This window comes from Synechococcus sp. R55.7, assembly GCF_047461955.1.
Lineage (GTDB): Bacteria > Cyanobacteriota > Cyanobacteriia > Thermostichales > Thermostichaceae > Thermostichus.
On the sequence record NZ_JANSIC010000045.1, the window covers coordinates 2,909 to 8,401 of the forward strand.

5 protein-coding genes are annotated in these 5,493 nt (G+C 61.1%); all 5 read right to left on the reverse strand.

Annotation, left to right across the window (positions count from 1 at the left end; genetic code table 11):
• On the reverse strand, window positions 1-881 hold an 881-nt coding region (locus tag NW820_RS03805; RefSeq protein ID WP_414406728.1), incomplete at its 3' end, for a hypothetical protein.
• Between the two features lie 282 nt (window positions 882-1,163).
• A complete protein-coding gene (locus tag NW820_RS03810; protein ID WP_414352204.1) occupies window positions 1,164-1,823 on the reverse strand; it encodes a hypothetical protein in 660 nt (219 codons plus the stop codon).
• 25 nt (window positions 1,824-1,848) lie between these two features.
• Window positions 1,849-2,982 (reverse strand): threonine-phosphate decarboxylase CobD, encoded by a 1,134-nt coding sequence (gene cobD, locus NW820_RS03815; protein WP_414406729.1) that lies wholly within the window; start codon window positions 2,980-2,982, stop codon window positions 1,849-1,851.
• A gap of 35 nt (window positions 2,983-3,017) precedes the next feature.
• Window positions 3,018-3,323 (reverse strand): HU family DNA-binding protein, encoded by a 306-nt coding sequence (locus tag NW820_RS03820; protein WP_414332065.1) that lies wholly within the window; start codon window positions 3,321-3,323, stop codon window positions 3,018-3,020.
• A 315-nt stretch (window positions 3,324-3,638) separates the two neighbouring features.
• The gene (gene mrdA, locus NW820_RS03825; RefSeq protein WP_414406730.1) at window positions 3,639-5,492 is read right to left on the reverse strand and encodes a penicillin-binding protein 2; all 1,854 of its coding nucleotides are present in this window, start codon (window positions 5,490-5,492) and stop codon (window positions 3,639-3,641) included.
• Window position 5,493: the final 1 nt, after the last annotated feature.

Consider the following 5,493-nt stretch of genomic DNA (forward strand, 5'->3'; position numbering starts at 1 on the left):
TACTGCTCAGCAATTGTAACGTTAAAGCCCTTATTTTTCAGGGTTTCCGCATGATAGCGGGCATATTCCAGTTGCTCAAATGCTGCCAACTGCACAAACTTCTGGCCATTCACATCTTTGACAAAGGCCCCATCAGAAACTTCTCGAGCACGTGCCAAGCTCTCATCTCCCGAGTAGGTAGTGAGCACCAAGAAGGTTCCCTCGCCGCGGTTCGGCCCCAGAGAGTCTACGCTGTTGTCGCTTAGGGGCACCACGTTCTGGGATCCCGCAGAAGTAGGCGATGAAGGTTGGGACGGGCGCTCCAGGCTGGCTGCCAACTGCTCCACCGTTTGCAAGCTGGGGGGAGAGGGTTCCTTGGAAGCCAAGGCCAAGTCGGTCTGCAGGCTGTCCAGCAGGTTAGGAACGCCTTGAAGAGGATCCACCTGTACGTCCTTCAAGTCCGGGGTGGCCGTCAAGCCCAGCGCCAGCCGATCCGGATCCAAGCCACCGGAATAGAACTCCTCTCCCACCTGCCCTTCCACCGGTTCCAGTGGGATCAGGGGCAACTGGGCCAGATCCACCTGGGCAGGGATCCCTTCTTCCGCCCTGCTGGCAGCACTTTGGGGCAGGGACAGTTCTTCCGGCCAGATCAGCCAGCGCACCCCAAAGCCAATCCCCGCGCAGGAAAGCACCCACAGCAGCAAGACCCAGAGGGGCGAAAAGGCCCCGGAGGGCCGCGGCATCTCTTCCTCTTCCAAGTCTTCCACCACCTCTTGAATGAGCACAGGTGAAGGGCGCTGTACAGAGCTGGTATTCCCAAGCTGACCTGCTCGTGGGGGCGGGACAGAGTCCATGCGCTGCAAACGCTGCCAGAGGCGGAATCGCTCCAGTTCTTTCAGCACATCCAAATGCAGATGGCTCAGCGCCTCCTGAAGAGCAAGTTGAGGAACTGGATGTGAATGGGACTGCTGTGCCGGAGACAGGGGTTGGGTAGGGTCTGGGGGAAGCGGAGAAGGACTCATAGACAGCCCACACTCAACTTGATGTAAAGTCGGAGAGCAAACAATGCCGATCCACTGTTACAGCCGGAAACAGCCTAACAGGAGAACCCACCTTGGGAACAAGGATTGCCAGCGCCCCATACCTTGCCATAAACCACCATGCCACAGGGCTATGGCAGTCTTCTAGGGCTTTGCCTCCAGATAGAGGGCACGCACATCTGTCGGTAGGTTCTGAAGCAAGATCTGGCGGGCAGAGGCAACGATGGCATCCACGTCTTCTGGGGCGAGGTAATATCCGTCAGCCTTGAGTTGGTCGGCAATGCGAACCGGTGGCCAGCCAAAGCGATCCCGCAGCAGCAGAATGAAGCGCAGATCCCCCGGCAAGGTATCCAAACCAGCAGTCAAATAACAGGCCAGTGCCGGTGAAAGAGAGGACTTCGCCCCGCCTCTGGTGGAGTCGAGACTGCAAGAAGCTTGAGGGCGGGTGGGGATCCCATCCAAGGATTGGATCAGCTCACGGGTTTGCTCCGCCAGCCAGGGTCGCAGCACAGGATCCCCTTCGCCAGCCGCTTCTTCCACAAGGCTGTGGACATCTAGGCGCTGCAGGCGCGGGTAAAGCCGCAACCAAACCTGCTCTCGATAGGCAGCCCACTGCTCGGGCGGCAGATGTTCGGCAAGGATCCCGTCCACCCACTGGCAGTAGCGGCAAAACAGGCTGATGAAGTAGCGGGCCACCTCCGGCTGCCGTTGAAAGGCCCGCAGCAACTCCAGATCGCTGTAATGGGCCACCCCCCGCACGATAGGGGCGTTGCATTCCGGCCAAAAGGCGGTAGCTTCGGGCATGAGAATTTCTCCCGCAGAAAAATCCCTAGCTATTCTCCAGGATCTCCCGGCAGGCGGATAACAACTGCTCCTGCTCCGGCAGGGTGCGCAGGCCAATGCGCAGGTAGCGATCTCCCAGCTCGGGAAAACTCAGGCAATCCCGCACCAGAATCCGGTGCCGCTGCAGCAGCGCCCGCTGAATTTGCGTGGCAGAGCCAGGGCAGCGCACCAACACAAAATTGGCTTGACCAGGCCAGGGATCCCAGCCGGGCAGTGCTTGCAAACCCCTGAACAAATGCTCTCGGGCCACGGGTAGCCAGGCCAAGGTGCGCCGGCGGAAGTCCTCATCGGCCAAAGCTGCCGCCACTGCCACTCCCGCCAATCCGTTGACGCTCCAGGGATCCCGCCACTGTCGCCAGCGCTGCCAGTGATCCGGGTGCCCCACCGCAAAGCCAATGCGCAAGCCGGGCAGTGTGAAGAACTTGGTGAGGGAACGGATGACGATGGTGTTGGGGTGAGCCGCCAGGTGGGGGATCAAGGTTTGGCTGCGGGGCATTGCCGACGGGCTGGAGTTTAAGCTCAGGGTGGGCTCCCCCGGCAAAAAGTCCATAAAAGCCTCGTCCACCACCACCCGGTCGAACTGGGGCAGGAGAGGCAGGATATCTTGCTGCGGGATCAGCCAGCCCGTCGGGTTATGAGGGTTGTTCAGCCAGAGCACCCGGTTTCCCTTGCCTGCCACCGGAAGGGGTTCCTGCAGAAGGGTAAAACCGGCGGATCCCTGGCCGGGGAAAAAAGGCAGCGGCTTGATGGTTACCCCTGCTGCCCGCAGAGCCCGCGCATAATCCCCAAAAGCAGGCTGGGGCAGCCATACCTCCCGCCCTTGCGCATCCCGGGCTGCCCAGGTGAGCAACTCCGCTGCCCCATTGCCCACAAAGATCCACTCAGGATCGACGGCCCAATGGTTGGCCAAACAGATGCGCAAGTCCCGATAGTCGGGATCCGGGTAGCGGCTGATTACAACCGGGTCTGCTGCAGACAGCGCCTGAGTCAGAGCTTGCAAGACCGATTCCGGTGGGCCCAGCGGATTCAAGCTGGCCGAAAAATCCAGAATCTCCTGGGGAGAGCAGCCAGCGATTGCTGCTCCCCAAGCCCAATTGCCACCATGTCGAGGCTGCTCCACGCCCTACCCAGCAGCCGAGTCCCAACCCGGCGAAATTAAGATTTCCCCCCTGCTACTGCTTCGCGGAATGACTTGCCCGCCGTAAAAGTGGGGACGATGCTCTCTGGGATCACCATTTTTTGGTTGGTTTTCGGGTTGCGACCTTCCCGCTCTTTGCGCTTGCGAGCCTCAAAGGAGCCGAAGCCCACCAGGGTCACCTTCCCCTTGGGTTCACCGTTTTCATCGCGGGATGCGACCTCTTCGACAATGATCTCCAGTGCGGCGGAAATGACAGCCTCCGCTTCTTTTTTGGTTACATTGGCGCGATGAGCGACGGCATCAACAAGTTCTGCCTTGTTCATCCTGATCTCCTTTTGAGTTAGGCAATAAAGTTAGAGCGTTCCCTGGATCGCGGATTCGCTCAGGCGTTGCAGAGCGGCCACGGCCCAGAGTGTTCTCAGTGTGTGGGAGCGGGGCTTGCCCTGCAATGCGCCAAGGCGCCACTGGCGCGAATGGCAGGATTGTGGCAGTTGAGCTCCAAATCACTGACATATTCTACAGCTAAGTTAGGGCAGAAGCCTGCTGGGCAAGGGGTTTTAGGGGATCTTAACGCAATTTTCTGGGAGACAAGAGACTGCATATACCCAGTTGGCTCGGATCCGACAGAAAGCTAGGGCTCACGACTCGGGTCGGAAGTAGGCCCGCATCACCTCTCGAAAGATGGGAGCGGCCCGTGATCCACCCCCACCGCCGCTGTTTTCCAGAAAGACCACGACCACCAATTCGGGCCGGTCGTAGGGAGCATAGCCAACATACCAAGCGTGGGATCGCCGCGGCGGATCCTCTGCGGTGCCGGTTTTACCAGCCGTTGGGGGAAATCCTGGCCCCAGGTTGGCGTTGCCGCCAGTGCCGTAAACCACGACATCTCGCAGCCCCTGCTGCAGGATCTCCAGGGTGGCAGGGGAAAGACCTACCTTTTGGCGCAGCGGCACAGGGCTTTCCGGGATCACCTGGTGCGAGAGCAAGGGGCGCACCCGCCAGCCCCCATTGGCCACTGCCGCCGTTACCACCGCCATTTGCAGCGGCGTAGCGGTAATAAATCCCTGGCCGATGGACATGTTGACCGTGTCGCCCACATACCAGGGCTCGCGCCAGTGGCGCTGCTTCCACTCAGCATCCGGCACCAGACCCGCGGCTTCCCCTTTGAGGCCAATCCCGGTCAGTTGTCCCAACCCAAAGCGGCGCGACCATTCTTGCAAAGGGGCAGCCTTGGTGCCGAGGGCGATTTGGTAGAAAAAGGTGTCGCTGCTGTAGGCCATCGCCTGCCGGTAGTTCAGCCGCCCGAAGCCGGCCCGGTTCCAGTCCCAAAAGCGCCACCCTCCCACCTGGATGTAGGGGCCGGTCTGCAGCACCGTATTCGGGGGAAAGGCTCCCGACTCAATCCCGGCAGCGGTGGTGATGATTTTGTAGGTGCTGGCGGGGGGATAGGGCCGCAGGCCGCGGTTGAGGAAGGGAAAATCCTGCTGCTGCAGGCTCTCCCACTGGGCTTGGGTGATGCGGCTGGAAAAGAGGTTGGGATCAAAGGTGGGATAGCTGGCCATGGCCAGGATCGAGCCATCGCTGGGATCCATGGCGATCACCGCTCCTTTTTGCTGGCCGAGGGCTCGCTCTGCCGCCTGCTGCAGCCGCACATCCAAAGTGAGCTGCAGGGTGTTGCCCGGTTGGGGCGCTTGTTCCCCCAGCACCCGCAGCACCTCTCCCATGGCGTCCACCTCCACCTGTCGCCCGCCCCATTGGCCGCGCAGATGGTTCTCGAACAATTCCTCCACTCCCATCAGGCCAACGATATCCCCCAGGCGATAGCTAGGGTCGGCCCGCAGTTGTTCCTGCGAGATCTCGCCGGTGTAGCCCAGCAGGTGAGCAGCCAAGTCGCCATGGGGATAAAACCGCGCCGTCTCGGCCTCCACCATCACTCCCGGCAGCTCGCGGCTCATCTCCTCCAGTTGAATGACCACCTGGGGGCTGGCGTTGCGCAGGATGCGCAGGGGAAACGGGGAACGATATCCGGCCTGTTCCAGTTTCTGGGCGATCTCCTCGGGGGCCATGTTCAAGTATTCTGCCAACTTGGGGATCATCTCCTGCCAGCGCTGCCGCGACTGCACCAGAGGCCAGAGGAAGACCGAGTGGGACAATCGGCTGCTCGCCAGCAATACGCCGTTGCGATCCACAATGCGTCCGCGTTCTGGCGGCTGGGGCAACAGGCGAATGCGGTTGGTATCGGCCAGCTGGCGGTAATACTGGGTGCGCGCTAGCTGCAGGTAGGCCAGACGGGATCCCAGCCCTCCAAACAGCAGCAGACTGGTCAGCAAGAGCAAGACAACGGCCCGATAGCCCTGCCCCACCGTTTTGGCCGATGCGGATCCCAGCCAGCGAGGGCTACCGCCGTCCGGCAGGGGTGGGGGAAGTACCCGGCGGGGGGCAGGCGGTCTGGAATGGGGGGAGAACAGGGCTTGCGGATCCCGTCCTGCCAAG

Bases quoted from the DNA above. Each gene is read 5' to 3' on its own strand.
- NW820_RS03810 (WP_414352204.1), bottom strand. From the start codon at position 1,823: ATGCCCGAAGCTACCGCCTTTTGGCCGGAATGCAACGCCCCTATCGTG.
- NW820_RS03820 (WP_414332065.1), bottom strand. From the start codon at position 3,323: ATGAACAAGGCAGAACTTGTTGATGCCGTCGCTCATCGCGCCAATGTA.